The 23,785-nt window shown below is 65.6% G+C and carries 22 protein-coding genes and 1 pseudogene; 11 read left to right on the top strand and 12 right to left on the bottom strand.

Going from position 1 to position 23,785, the window contains the following annotated elements; translation table 11 throughout:
- Nucleotides 1–89: 89 nt before the first annotated feature.
- The 7 genes and pseudogenes from PFZ56_RS16550 to PFZ56_RS16520 form a co-directional block, all read right to left on the bottom strand.
- Nucleotides 90–332: a hypothetical protein gene (locus PFZ56_RS16550; RefSeq protein ID WP_262379840.1), complete on the bottom strand. Its 243-nt coding sequence runs from the start codon at nt 330–332 to the stop codon at nt 90–92.
- A gap of 420 nt (nt 333–752) precedes the next feature.
- Nucleotides 753–1,478 (bottom strand): hypothetical protein, encoded by a 726-nt coding sequence (locus PFZ56_RS16545; protein WP_170004158.1) that lies wholly within the window; start codon nt 1,476–1,478, stop codon nt 753–755.
- Between the two features lie 142 nt (nt 1,479–1,620).
- The gene (locus tag PFZ56_RS16540; RefSeq protein ID WP_262379841.1) at nt 1,621–2,694 is read right to left on the bottom strand and encodes a 2,3-butanediol dehydrogenase; all 1,074 of its coding nucleotides are present in this window, start codon (nt 2,692–2,694) and stop codon (nt 1,621–1,623) included.
- Nucleotides 2,695–2,782: 88 nt separating this feature from the next.
- Nucleotides 2,783–3,895 carry an acetoin dehydrogenase dihydrolipoyllysine-residue acetyltransferase subunit gene (locus PFZ56_RS16535; protein ID WP_170004162.1) on the bottom strand — a complete coding sequence of 371 codons (1,113 nt, stop codon included), beginning with the start codon at nt 3,893–3,895 and terminating at the stop codon, nt 2,783–2,785.
- Nucleotides 3,895–4,908 carry an alpha-ketoacid dehydrogenase subunit beta gene (locus PFZ56_RS16530; RefSeq protein WP_170004164.1) on the bottom strand — a complete coding sequence of 338 codons (1,014 nt, stop codon included), beginning with the start codon at nt 4,906–4,908 and terminating at the stop codon, nt 3,895–3,897. Before PFZ56_RS16530 ends, PFZ56_RS16535 begins: the two co-directional genes overlap by 1 nt.
- A gap of 175 nt (nt 4,909–5,083) precedes the next feature.
- Nucleotides 5,084–6,061 (bottom strand): thiamine pyrophosphate-dependent dehydrogenase E1 component subunit alpha, encoded by a 978-nt coding sequence (locus PFZ56_RS16525; protein ID WP_065363509.1) that lies wholly within the window; start codon nt 6,059–6,061, stop codon nt 5,084–5,086.
- 2 nt (nt 6,062–6,063) lie between these two features.
- Nucleotides 6,064–7,139: pseudogene (locus PFZ56_RS16520) on the bottom strand (ATP-NAD kinase family protein).
- Nucleotides 7,140–7,494: 355 nt separating this feature from the next.
- On the opposite strand from PFZ56_RS16520, the gene PFZ56_RS16515 reads away from it, so the two are divergent.
- Nucleotides 7,495–9,363 (top strand): sigma-54-dependent Fis family transcriptional regulator, encoded by a 1,869-nt coding sequence (locus PFZ56_RS16515; RefSeq protein WP_170004168.1) that lies wholly within the window; start codon nt 7,495–7,497, stop codon nt 9,361–9,363.
- Nucleotides 9,364–9,508: 145 nt separating this feature from the next.
- Here PFZ56_RS16515 and PFZ56_RS16510 read toward each other — a convergent pair whose 3' ends face one another.
- Entirely contained in the window at nt 9,509–10,522 is a 1,014-nt protein-coding gene (locus tag PFZ56_RS16510) for an AraC family transcriptional regulator (RefSeq protein ID WP_170004170.1), read from the bottom strand.
- Nucleotides 10,523–10,693: 171 nt separating this feature from the next.
- On the opposite strand from PFZ56_RS16510, the gene PFZ56_RS16505 reads away from it, so the two are divergent.
- Both PFZ56_RS16505 and PFZ56_RS16500 read left to right on the top strand, forming a co-directional pair.
- Nucleotides 10,694–11,545: a 3-hydroxybutyryl-CoA dehydrogenase gene (locus PFZ56_RS16505; protein WP_110653733.1), complete on the top strand. Its 852-nt coding sequence runs from the start codon at nt 10,694–10,696 to the stop codon at nt 11,543–11,545.
- Complete coding sequence (locus PFZ56_RS16500) at nt 11,538–12,134, top strand: TetR/AcrR family transcriptional regulator (RefSeq protein WP_115582015.1); 597 nt, start codon at nt 11,538–11,540, stop codon at nt 12,132–12,134. Before PFZ56_RS16505 ends, PFZ56_RS16500 begins: the two co-directional genes overlap by 8 nt.
- A gap of 9 nt (nt 12,135–12,143) precedes the next feature.
- On the opposite strand, the gene PFZ56_RS16495 is transcribed toward PFZ56_RS16500, so the two are convergent.
- Both PFZ56_RS16495 and PFZ56_RS16490 read right to left on the bottom strand, forming a co-directional pair.
- Complete coding sequence (locus PFZ56_RS16495) at nt 12,144–12,779, bottom strand: response regulator transcription factor (protein ID WP_102880268.1); 636 nt, start codon at nt 12,777–12,779, stop codon at nt 12,144–12,146.
- Nucleotides 12,776–14,665 carry a PAS domain S-box protein gene (locus PFZ56_RS16490; RefSeq protein ID WP_394304394.1) on the bottom strand — a complete coding sequence of 630 codons (1,890 nt, stop codon included), beginning with the start codon at nt 14,663–14,665 and terminating at the stop codon, nt 12,776–12,778. Before PFZ56_RS16490 ends, PFZ56_RS16495 begins: the two co-directional genes overlap by 4 nt.
- A gap of 180 nt (nt 14,666–14,845) precedes the next feature.
- Between PFZ56_RS16490 and PFZ56_RS16485 the strand changes: the two genes are divergently transcribed.
- The 6 genes from PFZ56_RS16485 (at nt 14,846) to PFZ56_RS16460 (ending at nt 20,951) form a co-directional block, all read left to right on the top strand.
- Complete coding sequence (locus PFZ56_RS16485; RefSeq protein ID WP_110597082.1) at nt 14,846–16,468, top strand: acyl-CoA synthetase; 1,623 nt, start codon at nt 14,846–14,848, stop codon at nt 16,466–16,468.
- Between the two features lie 196 nt (nt 16,469–16,664).
- On the top strand, nt 16,665–18,437 hold the full coding sequence (locus PFZ56_RS16480; protein ID WP_123392682.1) for an acyl-CoA dehydrogenase C-terminal domain-containing protein: 1,773 nt from the start codon (nt 16,665–16,667) through the stop codon (nt 18,435–18,437).
- 120 nt (nt 18,438–18,557) lie between these two features.
- Nucleotides 18,558–18,971, top strand: a complete 414-nt coding sequence (locus PFZ56_RS16475) for a hypothetical protein (RefSeq protein ID WP_170005024.1) — start codon at nt 18,558–18,560, stop codon at nt 18,969–18,971.
- Between the two features lie 50 nt (nt 18,972–19,021).
- Nucleotides 19,022–19,630: a hypothetical protein gene (locus PFZ56_RS16470; protein WP_170005026.1), complete on the top strand. Its 609-nt coding sequence runs from the start codon at nt 19,022–19,024 to the stop codon at nt 19,628–19,630.
- A 50-nt stretch (nt 19,631–19,680) separates the two neighbouring features.
- Complete coding sequence (locus PFZ56_RS16465; protein ID WP_170005028.1) at nt 19,681–20,286, top strand: hypothetical protein; 606 nt, start codon at nt 19,681–19,683, stop codon at nt 20,284–20,286.
- Nucleotides 20,287–20,336: 50 nt separating this feature from the next.
- Nucleotides 20,337–20,951 (top strand): hypothetical protein, encoded by a 615-nt coding sequence (locus PFZ56_RS16460; RefSeq protein ID WP_170005030.1) that lies wholly within the window; start codon nt 20,337–20,339, stop codon nt 20,949–20,951.
- Nucleotides 20,952–21,018: 67 nt separating this feature from the next.
- Here PFZ56_RS16460 and PFZ56_RS16455 read toward each other — a convergent pair whose 3' ends face one another.
- Together PFZ56_RS16455 and PFZ56_RS16450 are read right to left on the bottom strand one after the other, a co-directional pair.
- Nucleotides 21,019–21,204, bottom strand: a complete 186-nt coding sequence (locus tag PFZ56_RS16455) for a DUF2188 domain-containing protein (protein WP_102880260.1) — start codon at nt 21,202–21,204, stop codon at nt 21,019–21,021.
- Between the two features lie 92 nt (nt 21,205–21,296).
- Nucleotides 21,297–21,503, bottom strand: coding sequence for a DUF6021 family protein (locus PFZ56_RS16450; protein WP_102880259.1), 207 nt, complete (start codon nt 21,501–21,503; stop codon nt 21,297–21,299).
- Between the two features lie 164 nt (nt 21,504–21,667).
- On the opposite strand from PFZ56_RS16450, the gene PFZ56_RS16445 reads away from it, so the two are divergent.
- Together PFZ56_RS16445 and PFZ56_RS16440 are read left to right on the top strand one after the other, a co-directional pair.
- On the top strand, nt 21,668–22,288 hold the full coding sequence (locus PFZ56_RS16445; protein WP_170005032.1) for an HAD family phosphatase: 621 nt from the start codon (nt 21,668–21,670) through the stop codon (nt 22,286–22,288).
- Nucleotides 22,289–23,572: 1,284 nt separating this feature from the next.
- Entirely contained in the window at nt 23,573–23,761 is a 189-nt protein-coding gene (locus PFZ56_RS16440) for a DUF1843 domain-containing protein (RefSeq protein ID WP_102863589.1), read from the top strand.
- Nucleotides 23,762–23,785 lie beyond the last annotated feature (24 nt).

Genomic DNA, 23,785 nt, shown 5'->3' with positions numbered 1-23,785 from the left:
TTGGCCGCCATGTCAGCTGAAGCCTTGATCAGGAACTCACCCAGCGCCCTGAGCGTGTCCGGCTCGGCGAGAACGGTCAGCAGCCTCCCTCAGCCCTCTTTCTGCAACCGCGCAATCAAGGTGTCGATAAAGAACGCCAGGCTTTCCGGCAACACCCGCTTGGGCATGGTCAGCACCTGAATGTCCCGATCGCCCAAGCGCGGGTTGGACAGCGGCACCGACACCAGCCCATCCATCCCCCGCCCCTCACCACTGATGGCGCTGGCAAAGGCCACCGTATCGGACTGGCGCGCAAACTCATGCAGGGCCTGGACTGACGCCTTCGCTGGCAAGCCAGCTCCTACACAAACGCACCCCACCCTTAGCTTCAGGCCGGCCGGCAGGCCGCCGTCGCGCTCTTGATCTTGATCTTGATCTTGATCTGAACGCCCCGTTAACCACGATGGCCGAACGCAGGCATTGAGCCGTGGGTAACCCGGCAGGGATGCCGGGTTAGCCGCCCCAGGCCATGGATGGCCTGTGGCGGCGGCCCACGGATCAATGCCTTCGTTCGGGCATGCCGAGCCTAGGCGAGGCACCGAGTGGAGGGGCAAGAGCCTTTGGTTACTTTGGGCTCTTTCCAAAGTGACTCGCCGTAAGGGCGAAACCATAAGCGGCCACACCCGCAGCAACGGATATGTACACACAAACCACAAACTCAGGCTCCACAACCGCCAAACTCCCTCGCCACAAGACGAGTGCTCTGCCCCCAACTACTGCACCGGCAAAAAATTCATCAACAACAGACTCTGCGCATAATTGAACCCCACCCGCCGATAGCGCTCATCCAGAATCTGCGTCAGCAAATCCAACCGCGCCACAATCTTCCCAAACTCCACAGCAAAACTCAGATTGCTGCCCTCCTCGGAAATCTCGTTGGAGAACAGCAACAGCACCCCATTGGCATCCTGACGCTGGCTCAACAGCCAAGTGGCTTTTTCAATATTGCGCGCCGCATTACTGATGAACTGCGGATCAATGGTATCGGTCATGTAGAACTCGGTCCGCCCGCCATGGGCCGTCACCAACATGCTGCCAATGGCATAGATGAAGGCCCCGACCCGATCCCCCTGAAACTCCGGGCTCAAGGAATAACTCAAGGCCGCCAGATCACGACGATCCCCCAGGGCCGGCAATGGCTGGCGCTTTTCGATGGCATTGCGAATCTCGCGCTGGGCCGTGGTGCCATCGGGGAACCCCGACTTGCGCCACTGGCTGGGATTACGCAGATAGAGCTTGCCCATCAGCAGGTACAGGCTCTGCAGGTTGTCGCGCATGCCGATGGTGGCCATGCGATCGACGCTGGTCTGGAAGAATTCGTCAGGCTTGCCTTCACGAAACTGTTTAGCGATATCGCGCCCTTGCTGCTGGGTGCAGGCCGTGGCGCCAAGCATCAGCAGCACCACCAGGAACAGGCGCTGAAAGCGGGTTTGCATCATGCAAGAAGAGGGAGCGTAGGCCATCGGCACCGGGTCGAAATTCACGGGCTGCGGCGGGGATCGGCGCGGCCAGGCCTGGTGATAGAACGCAAAACTGTAAAAAAGTGCGATGGCCGCTGCCGACCATCGCCAAATCGCTCGCTTACGAGCGTCGCAACTGACCGGGGGAAACGATGATCTTGACGTTGTGCTCCTTGTTGTTGACCAGTTCCTCAAAGCCCTGGCCAACGATCTCTTCCAGCTGGATGCGCCCGGTCACCAGCGGCGCAATGTCCAGCCGGCCATCGGCGATAAAGGCGATCACATCGGCGAATTCACCGTTGTAGGCCAAGGCCCCCAGTACCTGTTTCTCGGTGGCCACCAGTTCGAAGAAGTTGAACTCGCTGGGCTCTTCGAAAATCCCCACCAGCACACATTTGCCGGCTTTGCGGATCAGGTCGATGGCCAGCTTGGCGGTGTGCTTGTTGCCGATGCACTCAAAACTGACATCGGCGCCCAATCCGCCGGTCAGGCGCTTGACCTCGGCCAAGGCGTCGCATTCCTTGGGATCGAGCACGTGGGTCGCGCCCACCTCCAGGGCCTTGGCCTTGCGCGCGCCGGACATTTCCAGGGCAATCACCTGGGCCGCGCCTGCGGCCTTGGCGCACATGATGGTGCACAGGCCGATGGTGCCGGCGCCGACCACCACCACGTTCTGCCCCAACAAACTGCCGGCTTTTTTCACCGCGTGCATGCCCACCGCCAGCGGCTCGATCAGCGCTCCGGCCTCGGCGGGAAAGTTGGCCGGCAAGGCGTACAGCAGGTTGGCCGGCACGTTGACCAATTCAGCGAAGGCACCGTTGTTCATCAGCCCGGTAAAGGCCAGGTTTTCGCAGATGTTGTACAGGCCGTGGGTGCAGTAGTAGCAGGTGCCGCAGTGCTGGCAGGCGTCGGCGGCCACCGGCTGACCGAGGCTGAAACCCTGGACCCCTTCGCCCAGGGCAACGATCTCGCCGCAGAACTCGTGGCCGAGGATGCACTGGCCTTTGATCCCGGTCAGCGGGTGCGGCGCGTCCACCGGAATGAACACCGGCCCGGCCACGTATTCGTGCAGGTCGGAACCGCAGATGCCACACCAGTCGACGCGAATCTGCACCCAGCCGGCGGGCGGCGCATCCGGCAGCGGTACATCTTCGACGCGGATATCGTGGCGGCCGTGCCAGACCGCGGCGCGCATGCTCGGAACGGATTTGAGGGAAACACTCATCTTGGCTTCTCCATATTCTTGTAGAGCTGCGACGGCCCCCTGGCCGCCGCAGCACACCTCAGTGCTGGCGGATAAAGTCGAGGATCAGGCGGTTGACCTGCTCCGCCGCTTCCATCTGCAGCATGTGCCCCTGCCCCGGCAGCACCTCGATCTGCGCCTTGAGATCGGCGCTGTGGCTCGCCGGAATGATCCGGTCGTCACTGCCCCAGATCACCAGCACCGGCTGTGCGCCGTCCTGCACCACCGGGCGCAGGTCGGCCTGCTGGCGGCCATCGGCGAACAGCTTGCCGGCCAGTTGCCCGAGGGCGGTTTGCACCCCTTCCAGGCGCTTGTACTTGAGCATGTCGTCGAGCATCTGCCGGTTCACCAGCTCGGCATTGGAGAACAGCTGCACCAGCTGCGGCTTCAGCGCATTGCGGTTGCTGGCCTCGACAAAGCCCTGCAGGTAGTCGCCGTTGATCTCAGTGCCCAGGCCGGCGCTGCCGATCAGGGTCAGGGTGCGCACGCGGTCCGGCGCCAGCCGCGCGGTGTTGAGGGACACCGCGCCGCCCATGGAATGGCCTACCAGATGGGCCACGGGAATCTCCAGGTGATCCAGCAATGCCAGCAGCACTTCGCTCAATTCATCGAGGTCGCCGCGTTGCAGAGCCTTGGTCGATTCGCCGTGGCCCGGCAGGTCGAGGGCAATCACCCGGCGCCCGGCGGCCAGGGCTTCGTGGTTGAACAGCCAGTTGTTGAGGTCGCCGCCAAAGCCGTGCACCAGCACCAGCGGCGTACCGCCTTCACCGCGCTCGAAATAGCGGATCAGGCGGCCGCCCAGTTCGACCTTCTGCGGCGCCGGGCCGCTGTCTTCGTCGGCGCTGTCGCCGGGCACGAAGCTGGCCTGGAACTGCTCGATCACCGCGTCGATCTCGGCGTCGCTGGCTTCGCCTTCGACCACGATGCCCAGCAGCGCGCCCACCGCCAGGGTCTCGTCCTGGCGGGCGATCTGCCGGCGCAGGATGCCGGAGAACGGCGCCTCGACGCTGCTGGAGATCTTGTCGGTCTCCACGTCCAGCACTTCATCGCCCTTGCTGATGCTCTGGCCTTCTTCCTTGAGCCAGGCATCGACCCGGCCCTCGGTCATCGACAGGCCCCACTTGGGCATGGTCAGGGTATGGATCTGGCTCATCAGCGGCTCCACTCGATCACAGTGAGCACGGCTTTTTCGATCTTCGCCGCGTCGGGGATGTACAGGTCTTCCAGGGCGTCGGAGAACGGCACTGGGGTGTGGGGCGCGGTAACCATTTCGATCGGCGCCTTGAGCGACGCGAAGGCTTTCTGCGCCACCAGGGCCGAGATGTCGGTGGCCATGGAGCAGCGCGGGTTGGCTTCGTCGATCACCACCAGACGCCCGGTCTTCTCCACGCTTTCCAGGATGCTGTCTTCATCCAGCGGGCTGGTGGTGCGCAGGTCGATCACCTCGCAATCGATGCCGCGCCCGGCCAAGGCACGGGCCGCGTCCAGGGCGGTGTTCACCGTGCGCCCGTAGGACACCAGGGTCACGTCCTTGCCGTCGCGCAGGAAGTTGGCCTCGCCGAAGGGAATCGCATAGGACTCTTCCGGCACATCGCCCTGCAGGCTGTAGAGCATTTTGTGCTCGCAGAAGATCACCGGGTCGTTGTCGCGGATGGCCTGGATCAACAGGCCCTTGGCGTCGTAGGGCGACGACGGGCAGACCACTTTCAGCCCGGGGATGTGGGTCCACAGCGAGGTGAGCATTTGCGAGTGCTGGGCCGCGGCGCGCAGGCCGGCGCCGACCATGGTGCGGATCACCAGCGGAGTCTGGGCCTTGCCGCCGAACATGTAGCGAAACTTCGCCGCCTGGTTGAGGATCTGGTCCAGGCAGCAGCCGGCGAAGTCGACGAACATCAGCTCGCACACCGGGCGCACGCCACGGGTGGCGGCGCCGACTGCGGCACCGACGTAGCCGATTTCCGACAGCGGTGTATCCAGCACCCGCCCGGGGAATTGATGGTAGAGGCCCTTGGTCACCCCGAGCACACCGCCCCAGGCGTCGTTGTCGCCGGGGGCGCCGGCACCGCCGGCCACGTCTTCACCCATGATGAACACGCTGGGGTCGCGCCGCATTTCCTGGGCCAGGGCTTCGTTGATGGCCTGCTGGTAACTGATTTTTCTCGCCATGATGGTGGTCTCTTGTTGTTCTTGGAGGAGGCTGTAGAACCTGTTCACGATCTAGCGAGCGACGCTCAGGCAAGGCAAAAATGGCTGAGAAAGCGGAATTTAGGGCCCTAAATGAGCATTTCGAAGCCATTTTTAACGCCGCATGAGCTAAGCGCAGCAGATCGTGAGCAGGTTCTTATGGGTAAGCGACGTACACGTCGCTAAGCAGGTCGGCGGGGCTCGGCTTGGGGTCGGACTTGGCCTTGCGCACCGCGTCTTCGATCAGCGCTTCCACGTCGGCATCGATCTGGTCCAGCTGGCTGGCCTGCACCAGGCCCGAACGGGTGGTGCGTTCGCGGAACTGCATCAGGCAGTCGTTGTGCTCGCGGTAATGCTTGACCTCATCCGGCGCGCGGTAGGTCTGGGCGTCGCCCTCGAAGTGGCCGTAGTAGCGGGTCAGCTTGACCTCGATCAGCGACGGCCCCTCCCCGGCCCGGGCGCGCTCCACGGCGGCGCCGGCAGCTTCGTGCACGGCGAAGAAATCAAAGCCGTCCACCGTCACCCCGGGCATGCCGAAACCGGCGGCGCGGTCGGCGATGTGGTCGCAGGCCACCGACCAGTTGGACGCCGTGGCCTCGGCGTAGCCGTTGTTCTCGGCGATGAACAGGCACGGCAGGTTCCACACCGAGGCCATGTTCATGGCCTCGAACACCGCGCCTTCGTTGGAGCCGCCGTCGCCGAAGAACACCACCGACACACCGTCGGTGCCTTGCAGCCTTGCGGCCAGGGCCGCGCCCACCACCAGCGGCGCTCCGGCACCGACGATGCCGTTGGCGCCGAGCATGCCCTTCTCGAAATCGGCGATGTGCATGGAGCCGCCCTTGCCCTGGCAGACCCCGGTCTTCTTGCCGTAGATCTCCGCCATCATCCCGAAGACGTCCACGCCCTTGGCGATGCAATGGCCGTGGCCGCGGTGGTTGGAGGCGATGCAGTCGTCGTCCCGCAGGTGGGCCATGACCCCGGCGGCGGAGGCTTCTTCCCCGGCGTAGAGGTGGACGAAACCGGGGATCTCGCCGGTGGCGAATTCCACGTGCAGGCGTTCTTCGAATGCGCGGATGGTGCGCATCACCCGGTAGGCGTGGAGCAACTGGTCAGTGGTCAGGGGTGTCGACATTTTTATTCTCCAGGGTGTCTTCGGACTGAAGGTTCACGGGGTGTTGCCGGTGATCGCGGTCGATGGCCAGCAGGCGCTGGCGCGCCGCGTGTGCCAGGACCGCGTTGACGTCGATGCTCAGCGGGCCGCCGGCATCCAGGGTGACCGTGGGCCGGTCGTGGGGGTTGAATTCGATCTCGCGCTCGCCATCCAGGGCCAGGGTGCCGGCGCTCAGGCACAGCGGCTGGGGCTCGTTGGGTTGCAGGTAACCGGACTCCAGCACGCCGCAGCCCTGCAGCAGGCCGGGGGCCAGGGGCACCAGCAGCGCTTCGGGGGACTGCGGGTCCAGGCGCATCCAGGCGCCGTGGGGTTCCTGGCGAGTCACTGGCAGCCACAGCCCGCAAAGGGCGGAAATGCCGATGGACTGGGGCTCGGCGAAGGTCACGAAGACCTCGGCCAGATCGCTGGCGCGGCTGATGGCCCGGGCGCCGACAAAGGCCAGGGGCGACACCGCCACGTCCACCAGGGCCACCTCGCACAGGCCTCGGGACGGCTCGCGCACCAGCAGGCGCTTGTTGCGCCGCAGGGCGATCTCGGCGGGCACCCGGCCGCTGGCGTAGAGCCCACCGACCAGCCCGGCGCTGGTGGCTTCGCGCAATTCCGGAAAGGCGTTGTTGGTACCGGTGGACAGGGTCAGCAGCGGAATGTCACCGACCTCGGCGGCCACCGCCTTGTGGGTGCCGTCGCCACCGAGCACGGCGATCAGCGACACCTCGCGCTCGGCCATCCAGCGCGCGGCCTGACGGGTGTCCTCGACGCTCTGGCGCAGGGTCAGGTCGAGGAACTCCAGGGCCGGCCAGTGCTGCTCCCGGGCCTGGCGGCTGCGGCTGTTTTTCTGCACCGCGGCGGCGATACCGGTCATGTCGGTAGGCATCAGCACCTGGGTGATGCCGGTGGCGCCAAAAGCCGCCAGCAGACGCTGGATCACCGAGACCTTGTCGGTGCTGGAGAACAGCCCGGCGTTGGCGGTGAGGCGGCGCACATCACGGCCCGAGGCCGGGTTGGCGATGATGCCAACGGTCAGGGGGCGGCGGTTCATGGGCTCACCGCGGGCGGAGCACAGGCAGGAGAAAACATCGGGCACCTCGTTCTTATTCTTCGATGGGCCAGTCGACGCGGGTTGCCGGAGACTGGTTGCCAAGGGCCAGAGCAAGGCCGGTGCCAGGTGTCGGAAAACCTCTGCAAAAGGCTGTTCCAGAGCGGCTGACGTGCTTGCTGCGGCGCGTTGAAGCCAGCCGCCCGTGAGACGTTGCATGTCAGGCTGCACGGGGCCTGGGCGAGACCTTGAGACGTTGCGTCTCACTGCCGTCCCGGCGGCGTTCGGTGCTTGTCGAGGGCGGCGGATCGGCGCTTAATGCGCCGACAACGATAAGAAGCTGCAACCGGAGGCCTTCATGCTTTCCGCACATTCCAAAGCCCATGTGGACTGCGTCAGCCGGGTCCTGAAAAACGCCGCGCACCTGCCCCAGGCGCCGGTGCCGAGCCTGATCCTCGATTCCTGGCGGCGCTCCATGGAGCAGCACCAACTGGACCCCGGCTCGCTGCAGGGGCCGCGCATCCTGTCGGAAAACGTGCTCAAGGAATGCCGTGAGCGCTCCGAGCTGTTCCTGCGCATTGCCAGCGAAGAAGTGGCGCGCCTGCATGGCCGGGTGCGCGACGCCGACTACTGCGTGCTGCTCACCGACGCCCAGGGCCAGACCATCGACTACCGGGTGGAATCCACCTTGCGCAACGACTGCCGCAAGGCCGGGCTGTACCTGGGCACCTGCTGGTCGGAGGGTGAAGAAGGCACCTGCGGCGTGGCGGCGGTGCTCACCGCGCGCACGCCGATCACCGTGCACAAGCGCGACCACTTTCGCGCCGCGTTTATCGGCCTGACCTGCTCCGCCGCCCCGGTGTTCGACCCCCAGGGCGAGCTGCTGGGGGTGCTGGACGTGTCGGCAGTGCGCTCCCCGGATGACCGCCGTTCCCAGCACCTGATCCGGCAGATGGTTGTGCAGAGCGCGCGGGAGATCGAACAGGCGTTCTTCATGAACAGCGCCCAGGGTTACTGGGTGCTGCGGGCCCATGCCAGCCCGGGCTATGTCGACAGCCAGCCCGATTACCTGCTGGCCTGGGACGACGAGGGTTGCCTGCGCGCGCTGAACCCGGCGGCGCGCCATTACCTGCTGCGCCGCTATGGCCGCTTGCCGCAGCACATCACCCAGGTGTTCGACCCGCAGCTGTTGCAGCGCGCCCGGGACGAAGCCCTGTGCCCGCTGTCCGCCGAGCTGCATGGCCGCTTGCAGGCGCCGCGCCGGCCCCAGAGTCGCCCGCGCCTGAGCCTGGCCGGCGAACCGCTGGACCCGCGAGTGGAACAGAGCCTGCGCCTGGCGGTGCGGGTCAAGGACCGCCACCTGCCAGTGCTGATCCAGGGTGAGACCGGCTCCGGCAAGGAAGTCTTCGCCCGCCAGCTGCACCAGGCCAGCCAGCGCCGGGACCGGCCCTTTGTCGCGGTGAACTGCGCGGCGATTCCCGAGAACCTGATCGAGAGCGAGCTGTTCGGCTACGTCGCCGGAGCCTTTACCGGTGCGTCGAGCAAGGGCATGCAGGGGCTGCTGCAACAGGCCGATGGCGGCACCCTGTTCCTCGATGAAATCGGCGACATGCCCCTGGCCTTGCAGACCCGCCTGCTGCGGGTGCTGGCCGAGGGTGAAGTGGCGCCGCTGGGGGCCGCGCAGCGCAAGGCGGTGGACATCCAGGTGATCTGCGCCACCCACCGCGACCTGGAAGCGCTGGTGGCCGAAGGCGGCTTTCGCGAAGACCTGTATTTCCGCCTCGGTGGCGCGCGCTTTCAGCTGCCGCCGCTGCGCGAACGCAGCGACCGGCTGGCACTGATCACACAGATTGTCGAAGAAGAATCCAAGCGCTGCGGCGCGCCGGTGCAACTGGGCAATGCGGCGCTGGAATGCCTGCTGGGCTACCGCTGGCCGGGCAACGTGCGGCAATTGCGCCACGTGCTGCGCTACGCCTGCGCCGTGTGCGAAGGGCCGCTGATCCAACTGCATGACTTGCCCGAACAACTGCGCGGCGCCGAGGCCGAAGGCGCCCTGCCCGCCCTGGAAACCGCCACCAGCCCCGAGCGCCAGGCCCTGCTGGATGCCCTGGTGCGCCACCGCTGGAAACCCGTGGCGGCGGCCAAGGCCCTGGGCATCTCCCGCGCCACCCTGTACCGCCGCGTGCAACAGCACGGCATCCAGATGCCCGGCCGCAGCCCGGTCTAACCCCAATGAAAACCTGTAGCCGCTGCTGAGCCTGCGAAGCTGCGCAAAGGCCCGTAGGGCCTTGCCTGGCGATCTCCCGCCGAATCTACAGCGCCTTCAAAATCCCCGCGTCTCCTGCACAGCCGTGCGCAGCCTGCGGCAGCGGCTACAGGGTTGGGTTGAGGCGGGCGCGGTAGCGACCGGGGCTTTCGCCGGTCCATTTCTTGAACGCGCGGTGGAAGGCGCTGGGCTCTTGGAAGCCGGTCAGTTCGGCAATCTCGCTGATGCTGACGCTGGTGCGGCGTAGCAGTTCGACGGCCACGCCGCGGCGTACTTCGTCCTTGATCTCTTGATAGGAGCCGCCCTCGCGCTCCAGGCGCCGGCGCAGGGTGCTGGCGCTCATCTGCACTTCGCGGGCAAAGGCTTCCAGGGTCGGCCACTGGCTGTAGTGGCAGCTGCGCAGGCGTTGGTGCACCTGGCGGGTCAGGCCGTGCTGGTTGCGAAAGCGGATCACCAGCCACTGCGGGGCGCTGCGCAGGAACACCTTGAGCGAGGCCAAATCCTGGACCACCGGCAGGCGCAAAAAGCGGCTGGCAAATTCGATCTCGGTGCGCCCGGCGTTCCAGGTCAGGTTGCTGCCCCACAGCAGCGGGTCGTCGCTGAGGCTCAGGCGTGAATGACGAAAATCAGCGCGGTCGATGGGTATCCTCCGCCCGCCGAGCCAGCACAACAGGCTGATGATCAGCACCAGCAGGGTTTCCTCCGCGTAATGGCTACGCAGCGGATCGTCGCAGCAGCTGTCCAGGCTGATCACCGCGCGCTTGCCCCGCAGGCTGAGGCTGGCGCCGACGTCGCGCAGGAACAGGCCAAAGTTGTTCAGGCACTGGCGCAAGGCCTTTTCCAGGTTGGGCTCCTGGATCAGCCCGCGGCAGATCAGGGCGAAAGCCCCCGGCGGCATGCCCCGAGAGTCGAGCTGGAAGAATTCGTCCTGCAACTCGCGGATCTGGATCAGCCACAACGTGGCAAAGGCGCTGCCGGGCACCCGCGCCCGGGGCTGGTCGAGCAGCGCCGGGTCGATGCCGGCCTCCCTCAGTACCGCCGCCAGCCGCTGCGGCTGCTGGCGCAGGGCGTGGGTCATCACCCGGACAAAGTAGACCGCGACCGAATCCGTTTCACGCATGTAGAGGCTGTGCTCCCGTAGCTGGACCTATGGCAAAAAACGCCAGCACCCTTGACCGCTTTCGGCATAGGCCGGCCACCGTGTGCGGCTCTAGACTCGCGCTGGATAACCCGCAGGGCAAGGCAACCGCGCCATGCTCCGCGAAGGCCATGAACAAAGGAAGAGCTGAAGATGAATCTTGCAAATATCGGGGTGATCGGCGCCGGCACCATGGGCAACGGCATCGCCCAGGTCTGCGCCCAGGCGGGCTTCGACGTGACCCTGCTGGACATCGCCCAGGGCGCCCTGGACAAGGCCCTGGCCACCATCGGCAAGAACCTCGACCGTCAGGTGAGCAAAGGCACCTTGAGCGAAGACGACAAGCGCGCCGCCCTGGACAAGATCCGCATCAGCACCGACTACAGCGTGCTCAAGGACGCGCAACTGGTGATCGAAGCCGCCACCGAGAACCTCGACCTCAAGCTCAAGGTGCTGCAGCAGATCGCCGCCCAGGTCAGCGCCGAGTGCGTGATCGCCTCCAACACCTCGTCGCTGTCGATCACCCAACTGGCGGCCAGCGTCAGCGCGCCGGAGCGCTTTATCGGCCTGCATTTTTTCAACCCGGTGCCGGTGATGGGCCTGATCGAGGTGATCCGCGGCCTGCAGACCAGCGATGCGACCCACGCCCTGGCCATGAACATGGCCGAGCGCCTGGGCAAGACCGCGATCACCGCCGGCAACCGCCCGGGGTTTGTGGTCAACCGCATCCTGGTGCCGATGATCAACGAGGCGATCCTGGTGTTCCAGGAAGGCCTGGCCAGCGCCGAGGACATCGACGCCGGCATGCGCCTGGGCTGCAACCAGCCCATCGGCCCGCTGGCCCTGGCCGACCTGATCGGCCTGGACACCCTGCTGGCGATCCTTGAAGCCTTCTACGACGGCTTCAACGACAGCAAGTACCGCCCCGCGCCGCTGCTCAAGGAAATGGTTGCCGCCGGCTACCTGGGGCGCAAGACCGGTCGGGGTTTCCATACCTATGGCTGAGCGCTGCTCACGCTTTGCCGAAAGCCGCGACAAGGCCCTGGAGCTGTTCGCCAGCAAGGGCTTCGGCCAGGTCGGCATGCGTGAGCTGGCGAGCCATCTGGGGCTGACCCCGGGCTCGCTGTACCACCATTACCCGAGCAAGCAGCACCTGCTGCTGGACCTGATCGAAGAGTTCTTCGATGAGCTGCACAGCACCCTCAAGCGCCTGCAACGGCGAAAGTTGCAGGGCGACTGCCTGCCGGCGCTGATCCGCGCCCACTTGAAGCTGCACCGGGAATTGCCGCGGCATTTTCGCTTGGTGGAGCGTGACAGCGGCTGCCTCAATCCCGACCAGCAACTGCGGGTCGGGCAATTGCGCGAGCGTTACGAGCAACAGCTGCTGCAACTGCTGGGCACCCCGCCCGGCCTTGGCCCGCAGGCCCAGCGCGCCGCCGCCCATGCCCTGGCCAACCTGCTCAACAGCGCCCCCAGCTGGTTCAGCGAGCAACCGCTGGCCGAGCGTGAACGCGAAGCCCTGCTGGAAAACCTGCTCAGCGGCGCCATCGAGCGCCTGCTGGGGGGCGCGCCGCTGCACAGCGCGGTGGCCTGAGCCTGAGCCTCAGCGCAGTTGCAGCGGGTCCACCAGCCCGGCGGCAATCGCCATGCCCACCAGCTGCGGCAGGTGCTCGGCCTGCATGCGCTTCATCACCCGTGAGCGGTACAGGTCGATGGTCTTGATGCTGACCCCCAACTGCTCGGCGATCTCGCGGTTGCTATAGCCCTGCACCAGCGGCAGCAACACGTCCTTCTCCCGTGGCGTCAGGCTCTCCAGCAAACCTTGCACCCGGGCCTGCCCGGCGCTCTGGTGCTGATGGCGGTCGGCGCGGCTCAGGGCCTGTTGCACGCTGTCCAGCAGCAGCTGTTCGTTGTAGGGCTTCTCGATGAAATCCACCGCTCCGGCCTTGAAGGCGCGGACCACGATGGGCACGTCGGCGTGGCCGCTGACAAAGATCAGCGGCAGGTGGATATCGCGCTGGCGCAACTCTTCCTGGACATTCAGCCCGCCCATGCCGGGCATGCGCACATCCAGCAGCACGCAGGCATTGAGGCTGGGGTCGCAGTGTTCGAGAAACTCGCGGCCGCTGGTGAACGGCAGCGCCTTGAGGCCCACCGACTCCAGGAGCCAGACGGTGGAGTCGAGCATGCCCGGGTCGTCGTCGACCACATACACCAGCTGCTGCGCCTCACTTGTCATTGCCTTGCTCCTGTTATCGGGTGGGAAGTTGCATCGGGATCGGCCGGGGCCGTGGCCGGCAGGTGGCAGCACATCGTCAAGCCACGCTCCTGGAGCTGAGCCTGCAAGTCGCCGCCAAAGCCTTCGACGATGCTGCGGCTCATGGACAGTCCGAGCCCCAGGCCGTTGGCCTTGCTGGTGTAGAACGGGGTGAACAGCTGGGGCAACTGCTCGGCAGACACCCCGGGGCCCTGGTCGCTGACGCTGATCCGCACCCCGCCCTCGGCCGCCGCTTCGGCGCCCAGCACAATGTGCGAGCCTTGCTGTGGATGCACTTCGCGATTGGCTTCGATGGCGTTGCGCAACAGGTTCAGCAGCACCTGTTCCAGCAGCACCCGGTCGGCGTACACCGGCGGCAGATTATCCGCCAGGCGCAGCTCGATCGTCACCTGGCTGGCCTGGGCTTCCCAGGCGCACAGGCGCACGGTTTCCCGGGCCACTTCGGCGAGGTCCAGGGCCTGCACCCGGCGCCCGCCCTTGCGCAGAAAGGCCCGCAGGCGCTTGATCACTTCGGCGGCGTGGGTCGCCTGTTCGGCGATCCGCTCCAGGCCCTGGGCGACCTTGCGGGCGGCGTCGGGCTGAATGTCCAGGGCCTGCAAGTAGCGCTGGCTGGCATTGGCGTAATTGACCACCGCCGCCAGGGGCTGGTTGATCTCGTGGGCGATGCCCGAGGCCAGTTCGCCCAGGGTCACCAGGCGCGCCGTGTGGGCCAGTTCGTCCTGGTGATGGCGCTGCTGGGCCTCGCGCAGTTCGCGCTCGCTCTGATCGTGGGCCACCAGGGAATAGAAACGCTCGCCGCTGGCGGCGCGATGGGCCAGGAGCATCAGCGACACCGGCACCGAACCGCCGCCGGCCGGGGGTTGCAGGCGCGTCTCGACGCTCCAGCGGCCGCTGCGCTCGGCACAGCTCCAGCCTTCCTGTTGCAGGCTCTGCAGCACTTCCTGGCTGAGGATCGCCGCCAGCTCCGGCATCGCCTGCCCGGCGGCAAGCCCCAGGGTGCGCCGCGCGGCCGGGTTGAGGTAGGTCACCGCGCCGCCGGGCTGGATGAACAGCACCGGGTCGGGGTTGGCTTCCACCACTTCGGCCAGGCGCCGCTTGTTCTCCTCGGCCTGGACCCGGGCGGTGATGTCCCGGGACACCGCCACCACTTCCACCACGGTCCCGGTGTAGGTGTCGCGGATGCCGCGGCAGGCGGTTTCGAACCACAGGTAATGACCGTCGCGATGGCGGATGCGGTAGGTCATGGTGTGGTAGCCGTCCTGCTCCAGGGCGTCCTGAGTGCGCTGCATCAGCCCAGCCAGATCCTGACTGTGGAACAGGCTGCGGGCCAGCAGGCCGCGCAGTTGTTCGGGCCAGTAGCCCAACAGGGTCCAGGACGCCGGCGAGGCGTCGAGGAAGGTGCCGTCCGGGGTGTGCCGGGAAATCAGGTCGGTGGTGTTCTCGGTGATCAGCCGGTACAGGCGCCGGGCCCTGGCCGACTCGCGCTCGGCCTGGACCTGGGTCGTGGCCTCTTGGCAGCGGGCCAATACCCGCTGCCGGTGCGGGTCAGGGATAAAGCTCCAGAGCAGGATGCGTTCGCCCCACTGGGCCTCCACCTGTTCGATGGCGCGCTGCTGCTCCAGGCAGGCCCGCACCAGGGCCGGGTGGTTGATCGGCAGCAGGGCCGCGAGATCGCCAGTGGCCGCATCGTCCAGCCACTGGCGCAGCGCCGGGTTGAGGTCCAGCGGCTGCGCCCGGGCGTCCAGCAGCAGGCTCGGTTGCGGGTCGTGGCCGAGCCAGGGCGAGTCCGGCAAGCGGCCTTCACGCTGGAGCTGCAGCCAGCGGCTCAGGTGGGTGGAGGTGGGCATGGTCGATCAACCTGTGGGTGGCAACAGCGAAGATTCAATATAGTACAACTACTATACAACTCAGGTAGTACTTCCATATCAATCGACAAACAGTATATAAAAGACCCCGGATAAGTCACCGAGCGCCTGCAAAAAGCCTCGGCCAATAGAGCTAATAATCAGCCACCGGGTACCCGAACCATGTCCATCTACGAGCAAGGCCTGGCGCCGTCTGCCGTCAACCATATCGCCCTCTCCCCCTTGAGCTTCATCGAACGCACCGCTGCGGTTTACCCCGATTATCCGGCGGTGATCCACGGTTCGATCCGCCGCACCTGGGCCCAGACCTACAGCCGCTGCCGGCGTCTGGCCTCGGCCCTGGCCGGGCGCGGTATCGGCAAGAACGACACCGTGGCGGTGATGCTGCCGAATATCCCGGCGATGCTTGAAGCGCATTTTGGCGTGCCGATGATCGGCGCCGTGCTCAATGCACTCAACGTGCGCCTGGACGCCGAGGCCATCGCCTTCATGCTGGCCCACGGCGAAGCCAAGGTGCTGATCGCCGACCGCGAGTTCCATGAGGTGATCCACGCCGCCGTGGCCATGCTCGACCACCCGCCCCTGGTGATCGACCTTGACGACCCCGAGTACGGCGAAGGCCAGCCGGTCAGCGATCTGGATTACGAGGCCTTTCTCGCCGAGGGCGATCCGGAGTTTGCCTGGCAGTGGCCGGACGACGAGTGGCAGGCCATCGCCCTGAACTACACCTCAGGCACCACCGGCAACCCCAAGGGCGTGGTCTATCACCACCGCGGCGCCTACCTCAATGCCCTGGGCAACCAGATGACCTGGGCCATGGGCAACCACCCGGTGTACCTGTGGACCCTGCCGATGTTCCACTGCAATGGCTGGTGCTACCCCTGGACCGTCACCGCCCTGGCCGGGGTGCATGTGTTTTTGCGCCGGGTCGACCCGCAGAAGATCCTCAACCTGATCCGCGAGCATCAGGTCACCCACCTGTGCGGCGCGCCCATCGTGCTCAATGCCCTGGTGAACATGCCGGACTCGGCCAAGGCGGCCATCGACCACCCGGTCAACGCCATGGTGGCCGGGGCCGCGCCACCGGCCAAGGTGATCGGCGCCGTGGAGGAGATGGGCATCAAGGTGACCCACGTCTACGGCCTGACCGAGGTCTATGGTCCGGTGACCCTGTGTGCCTGGCACGCGGCCTGGGACGAGCTGCCGCTGGAGCAGCGGGCGCAGATCAAGTCGCGCCAGGGCGTGCGCTACCCGACCCTGGAAGGGGTGATGGTGGCCGATCCGAAGACCCTCGAACCCATGCCCCGGGACGGCCAGACCATCGGTGAGATCTTCATGCGCGGCAACACCGTGATGAAGGGCTACCTGAAGAACCCCACCGCCACCGCCGAAGCCTTCGAGGGCGGCTGGTTCCACACCGGCGACCTGGGGGTGACCCACCCCGACGGCTACATCGAAATTCGCGACCGACTCAAGGACATCATCATTTCCGGCGGCGAGAACATCTCCACCATCGAGCTGGAAGGCGTGCTCTATCGCCACCCGGCGGTGCTGGAAGCGGCGGTGGTGGCCCGGCCCGACGAAAAATGGGGCGAAACCCCCTGCGCCTTCATCACCCTCAAGGCCGATCATCAGGACGTGAGCGAAGCCGAGATCATCGCCTTCTGCCGCGAACACCTGGCGGGCTTCAAGGTGCCGCGCACCGTGGTCTTCAGCACATTGCCCAAGACTTCCACCGGCAAGATCCAGAAGTTCGTCCTGCGCGACATGGCGAAAAACCTCTAGCCTGAATACACCGACCCAGCCCCTGTAGGAGCTGGCCGGGTGGCGCTCCGCTTGCCGGCGAAGGCGTCGACCAGGTCGATACATGGCTCGCGGGCTTCTTCGCCGGCAAGCCGGCTCCTACAAGGAGGCGGGCTTGGCGTTTTCGATTCATGCGGCTACGGCCGTTCAACCTCCCCTTTTGCCCGAGGTTCCTGCAATGCCCGAATTCAACGCTCCCCTGCGCGATATGCGCTTTGTCCTGCATGAAGTGTTCAATGCGCCCAAGCTCTGGGCCCGTCTGCCGGCCCTGGCCGATACCGTGGACGGCGACACCGCCGACGCCATTCTCGAAGAAGCGGCCAAGGTCACCGGCAATCTGATCGCCCCGCTCAACCGCAGCGGCGACGAGGAAGGCGCCAGCTGGCACGCCGGGCAGGTACGCACCCCGGCCGGTTTCAAGGAGGCCTACAGCACCTATATCCAGGGCGGCTGGGTCGGCCTGAGCGGCAACCCGGCCTACGGCGGGATGGGCATGCCGAAGATGCTCGCGGTGCAGTTCGAAGAGATGCTCTACGCCGCCAACTCCAGCTTCGCCCTGTACTCGGCCCTGAGCTCCGGGGCCTGCCTGGCCATCGACGCCCACGCCAGCGAAACGCTCAAGCAGCTGTACCTGCCGCCGATGTACGAAGGCCGCTGGGCCGGCTCCATGTGCCTGACCGAGGCCCACGCCGGCACCGACCTGGGGATCATCCGCACCCGCGCCGAACCCCAGGCCGACGGCAGCTACAGGATCAGCGGCAGCAAGATCTTCATCACCGGCGGCGAACAGGACCTGACCGAAAACATCATCCACCTGGTGCTGGCCAAGCTGCCGGACGCCCCGGCCGGGCCCAAGGGCATCTCGCTGTTCCTGGTGCCGAAGATCCATGTGGACGCCAACGGCAACCTCGGCGCGGCCAACGCGGTGAGCTGCGGTTCCATCGAACACAAGATGGGCATCAAGGCCTCGGCCACCTGCGTGCTGAACTTCGACGGCGCCAGCGGCTGGCTGATCGGCGAGGCCAACAAGGGCCTGGCGGCAATGTTCACCATGATGAACTACGAGCGCCTGTCCATCGGCATCCAGGGCATCGGCTGCGCCGAGAACTCCTACCAGAACGCCCGCACCTACGCCCGCGAGCGCATCCAGAGCCGCTCCCCGGCCGGCCCGGTGGCCAAGGACAAGATCGCCGACCCGATCATCGTCCACCCCGATGTGCGGCGCATGCTGCTGAGCATGAAGGCCATGACCGAAGGCGGCCGGGCCTTTGCCAGCTACGTCGGCCAGCAGCTGGACCTGGCCAAGTTCGCCGACCAGCCCGTTGAGCGCCAAAACGCCGAGGCCCTGGTGGCGCTGCTGACCCCGGTGGCCAAGGCGTTCTTTACCGACACCGGGCTGGACAGCTGCGTGCTCGGCCAGCAGGTCTTCGGCGGCCACGGCTACATCCGCGAGTGGGGCCAGGAGCAATTGGTGCGTGATGTGCGCATCGCCCAGATCTACGAAGGCACCAATGGCATCCAGGCCCTGGACCTGTTGGGGCGCAAGGTGGTGGGCAATGGCGGTGTGGCCCTGCGTCTGTTCACCGGCGAGATCCGCGACTACGCCTACCTGCCCGGCGCCGCCTACGCCGCCGAGCTGCTCGACGCGGTGCAGCGCCTGGAAGACCTCAGCGACTGGCTGCGCGAACAGGCGGCGCACAACCCCCACGCGGTGGGCAGCGCCTGCGTCGAGTACCTGCAACTGTTCGGCTACGTGGCCTATGCCTATCTGTGGGCGCGCATGGCCCAGGTGGCCGAGCACAAGCGCTCCGAGGACGACGGTTTCTACGGCGCCAAGCTGGCCACCGCGCGCTTCTACTTCAGCCGCCTGCTGCCGCGCATCCTCAGCCTGGAGCAGAGCATCCGCGCCGGCAGTGACTCGCTGTTCGGCCTCGACGCCGAGCACTTCTGAGGGCCTGGGCAGGGCGCCCGCCGCCCTGCCCCGTGCCGGTAAAAAAGCCGCGCCCGCAGGTGCAAAACCTCGGGCGCCGCTGCATACTCCGCGCACCCGAGCACCGCCCAAGGAAGAAACGTGTTGGCCCCCGCCCTGATCATCGCCAGCTCAGCCATCGTGCTGCTGCTCGGCACCTTGCACCTGATCTACACCTTCGCCAGCGACAAATTCCAGCCCCGTGATCCGGCCCTGGCCGAACGCATGCGCCAGGTGTCGCCGATGATCACCCGCCAGACCAGCCTGTGGCGGGCCTGGGTCGGCTTCAACGCCAGCCACAGCCTGGGCGCCATGCTGTTCGGCCTGGTCTATGGCTACCTGGCCTGGCTGCACCCGGTCCTGCTGCTGGAGGCCCGTGGCTTGCTGCTGATCGGCCTGGGGTTTCTTGCCAGCCTGTGGGTGCTGGCGATTCGTTACTGGTTCCGCATTCCCCTGGCGGGCATCAGCCTCGCCCTGGTGCTGTTCGCGGCTGCCTGCGGTTTGCTGTTCGTCTGAATCCAACCCACCACTTCCCCTCACCGACCCTGTTATTTTCGAGTCCCTGCATGTCGCCCCTGTACACCTTCTGGTCCTGGCTCTACCCCCCGCTGTGCTGGATCGCCGTCGCCGTACAGGTGGCCACCATGATCCGTTGCAACCTGCACCTGATCGTCCCCCGGGAAGTCGGCGGCACGCTGTTCGGCGGTTCCATGGATTTCATGCTGTACCTGGGCGGCTGGGCCTTCAGCGTTCTGGGTCTGGGCCTGGCCGTACTGACCCGGGTGCCCGGCGCACGCCTGGCCTGGATCATCGGCGGACTGGTGCAGTTGTTGCTGGGCCTGTGGTGGCGGATCAACTACCCGGATGATTTCGACGGCAACCTGATCTTCAGTATCCAGCCCCGAATGCTGGACTATGTAATGGTCTTCGGTTTCGCCCTGGTCTACAGCGGCATCCATCTGTGGCGCCGGCAGCGGCTCAAGCCGCGCCCGCCCAGCAACGCCGATGAGCTGTCGCTGCGGATCATCTGGGCCGTGCTCCTGGCGGGCTTCTTCATCCCGCCACTGGTCAATGCCAGCCAGCAGCCCCTGCCGCACTGCGCCTTCAACAAGGCCGGAAAGCAACTGAGCGCGTGCCTGCTAGGCACCCCGGAGGAACGGGTGATTGTCGACTGACCGTCACTCCGGCCGCTTTCTACCCTTTCTCGACCTCGATGAGTTTGCCCATGTCCCGCCTGTACACCCTCTGGTCCCGGCTCTACTACCCGCTGTGCTGGATCGCCGTCGCCGCGCCGACGGCCACCATGATCCATTGCAACCTGAACCTGATCGTGCCCCGGGAGGTCGGCGGCACCCTGTTCGGCGGCTCCATGGGCTTTGTGATGTACCTGGGCGGCTGGGCCCTCAGCGTCCTGGGCCTGGTGCTGGCGCTGCTGACCCGGGTGCCCGGCGCGCGCCTGGCCTTGATCGTCGCCGGGCTGGTGCAAGGGCTGCTGGGCCTGTGGTGGCGGATCAACTACCCGGATGATTTCGACGGCAACCTGCTCTTCAGCATCCAGCCCCGGGAGCTGGACTATGTGATGGTCTTCGGCTTTGCCCTGGTCTACAGCGGCGTCTACTTGTTGCGTCAGCAGCGGCTCAAGCCGCGTCCGCCCGCCACTGGCAATCTGCTCGCGCTGCGCACCCTGTGGGCCCTGATGCTGGCGGCGACCTTCATGCTCCCACCACTGCTGGCCATCACCCGCAAACCCCTGCCCTATTGTGCCTTCGACCGAGCCGGCAATCAGTTGAGCGTATGCCTGGGTCCGGACACCCGAGTGATTGTCGACTGAGCGTCACCCCGGCTTCTTTCTACCTGTTCTCTACCTTGATGAGTGTGACCATGTCTCGCCTGTTTACCCTGTGGTTGTGGCTGTACCGCCCCCTGTGCTGGATCGTCGTCGCCATCCCGCTGTCGGTGATGCTGCTGTGCGACGTGCAAATGATGCAACCGCGGGATGTCAGCGGCACGCTGTTCGGCGGCGCCATGGGTTTTCAGCTGTACCTGTTTGCCTGGGTGCTGTGCCTGATCGGCCTGGTCCTGGCCCTGCTGACCCGGATGCCCGGCGCGCGCATGGCCTGGCTGATGTCCGGGCTGGTGCCGTTGCTGCTGGGGGTGTGGTGGCGGCTCACCTACCCGGATGATGAGGATGGCAGCCGCGCGTTCAGCCCCCAGGCCTGGGAGCTGGACTACATGATGGGCGTCGTCGGCGTACTCTTCATCAGCGGCCTGTACCTGTACTGGCGCCGCCGCCTCGTCTCACGGCCCGCCGCCCACAGCGCCGATGTGCTGTTTCTGCAGACCCTGTGGGCGCTGGTGCTGGCGGCGGCGTTCATCCTGCCGCCGCTGAGCTTCATCAAGCAGCAAACCCTACCCCGCTGCGCGTTCAACAAGGCCGGGGAGCAATTGACCGTGTGCCTGAGCGATGATCCGAACGAGCCGGTGATTGTCGACTGACCCGGCGCTTGCAGCAGCCCGGACACAAAAAAGCCCCGAACCGATCGGGGCTTTTTTCTGCCGGGTGCTATCGAAGCTTGGTGGCCGGTGCTTCCCTGCGCAGCGGCAAGGTGGCAGCAAAGGCCAGGGCTTCTTCCCGGGTGCCAAAAGTGGCGAGCCGGTCACCCGGGGTGCAGACCTTCCAGGGGCCGTGGTTGACGCTCAATACCTGATAACCGTTGATCTGCAACTTGTTCAACAGTGGCGTACTCATGGACACCTCCTTTTTGTCAGCGTGCCTGGGGCTTGGCCGTTTTACCTTACACCCGCAGAACGATCCGGCGACGGCCGCATGTCGGCGCCCGGTCATTTCCTCAGGTTGGCCAGAGGGTCGTAGGCGCGCGAACGCTTGCGCTGATGCTCGGGTTCGGGCTGATCCAGGGGCGCCCTGGCCGGGCCCACCGGATCGACCTGGGGGTCGGCGAGGTCCGGCGAATCGGGGTCGAAACCCGGGTCATGGGGATTCGAGGCGTGCTCGGACGAGCGCGGCCCCGTGGGGTTCTTGGCAGCCATGGTCAGCTCCTGTGCTAGCCCGCAACAGGGCGGGTACAGCCTTTGGATCGCGATCCGCTCCAAGGGTGCCGGCAAACGGACCAATGGCCACCGGCAAATTGCATTGCGCTGCGCAGCGTCGCAGGATGACGCCCTGGCCCACAACCGCTCAAAAGGAAGTGTTGATGACAATTCGTGCCGTGGTTTTCGATTTTGGTGGCGTGCTGTTCGACTGGAGCCCGCACCACCTGTACCGCCAACTGATCCCCGACGACGCCCGTCGCCAGTGGTTCCTCGACACCGTCTGCACCCAGGCCTGGAACACCCAACAGGACGCCGGCCGGCCCCTGGCCGAAGCGACCCGCAGCCTGGTGGCCGAGCATCCCGAGCATGCGCCGTTGATCGAAGCCTATTACGGGCGCTGGCCGGAGATGCTCAAGGGACCGCTGGAAGACGGCGTGGCCCTGCTGGAGGACCTGCACCAGGCGCAGATGCCGCTGTTCGGGTTGACCAACTGGTCCCAGGAAACCTTTCCCTATGCCTGGGAGAATTACCCGTTTTTACAGAAGTTTCGCGACATTGTGGTGTCGGGGCAGGAGCGGCAGATCAAGCCGGATGCCGAGATCTATCACACGGCCTTGGGGCGCATTCGTGCGCATTTGCCGGGGGTGGCGCCTGAGGAGTTGGTGTTCATTGATGATCATGCGCCGAACATCGTCGCGGCCAGAGCGTTGGGGTGGCGGGCGATTCATCATGTGGCCGCGGGGGAGACGCGGCGGCAGTTGGGGGAGTTGGGGGTGGTTTGAGTCCTGGGGCTTTTTTTTGGGGGGGGGACATATCCGGTGCTGCGGGTGTGGCTACTGGCGGTTCCGCTCTTACAGCGGGTTTGGGAGCATATCCGTTCTTGCGGGTGCGGCCGCTGGCGGTTTCGCTTTTGCAGCGGGTTTGGGTACATATCCGTTCCTGCGGGTGCGGCCGCTGGCGGTTCCGCTCTTACAGCGGCTTTGGGTACATATCCGTTCTTGCGGGTGCGGCCGCTGGCGGTTCCGCTCTTACAGCGGCTCACTTTTGAAGATCCGGAATGCCGGCCCAGACAAAAGTAAGCAAAACGCTTCTGCCCCTCCACTCGGTGCCTCGCTTAGGCTCGGCATGCCCTCACTCCGGCATTGATCCGTGGGCCGCCGCCACCGGCCATCCATGGCCTGGGGCGGCTAACCCGGCATCCATGCCGGGTTACCCACGGCTCAATGCCTGCGTTCGGCCATCGTGGTTAACGGGGCGTTCAGATCAAGATCAAGATCAAAATCAAAAGCAAGATCAAAATCTGACGGCGGCCTGCCGGCCGGCCTGTTTCATTGCCGTTCGCATTAATGTAGCCGCTGCCGAAGGCTGCGAACGCTCTGGGCGGCACTCCGTCGCAGGAGACGCTAAACCTGCCTCCCCGATATTCCTGACATATCGCGTCGCCTGGTTTCGCAGCCTTCGGCAGCGGCTACAAAGAGCCGGCCTGCGCACCTTGGCTTTGGCTTTTGATCTTGATCTTGATCTTGATCTTGATCTTCCGGCCCCTTCCCAGCCGGCCGAGCGTAGGCGTTGCGTAGGGGGCAGCTCGGCATGGATGCCGAGCTAGCCGCCACCCGGCCATGGATGGCCGGTTGGCGGCGGGCCCCCGGAGCAATGCCGAAGCGAGGGAACCCCGAGCCCCAGCGAGGGGCCCATGGAGGGGCAAGCGTTTTTGGTTCCTTTTTAGGCGTTTGTAAAAAGGGACTCGCCGTAAGGGCGAAACCCTAAGCGGCCGTTACCGCAGCAACGGATATGTACTCCGCCCCCCATCGCCATAAAGGCGCAACCGTCAACGGCCGCCCCCGCAGGAACAAAACCACCCCCTCTATCGCCATCCGCAATCACCCCCACCCCTCCATATCGCCCCATGGAATACCCCAAAAATCCCCCCCTTACGCCCGTGAATCCACCTGTCGGAAACCCACAAAATCAATGTGCCATTACCCCGCCAATTCCCCCCGCGCTGCTTAACTGCAAAAGCTGCCAAGTACCGCAGCCCCCCCTAACCCCCAAGGAAGGCACACACCATGAGCCCCACCTCGCAACACACGGTTGTCCCCTACGGAGTCGCGATCCAGTCGGCCATCGCCGAAGGCCAGCTACCCCAGATGAAAGCCCTGCTGGCCAAGCGCGATCCGAAGCACGACGAGCCCAAGGATCTGAAAGCCGCCTACGAAAAACTGGCCAAGGAAGTCGCCCGCCTGGAACAGCACTAATCGCTGTTTCCCCGTCATTGAATG

The sequence above is a fragment of the Pseudomonas danubii genome, assembly GCF_042980055.1.
Classification (GTDB): Bacteria; Pseudomonadota; Gammaproteobacteria; order Pseudomonadales; family Pseudomonadaceae; genus Aquipseudomonas; species Aquipseudomonas danubii.
The sequence above is the reverse complement of the archived record's forward strand: the minus strand, read 5'-3'. Positions and strand labels throughout refer to the sequence as shown.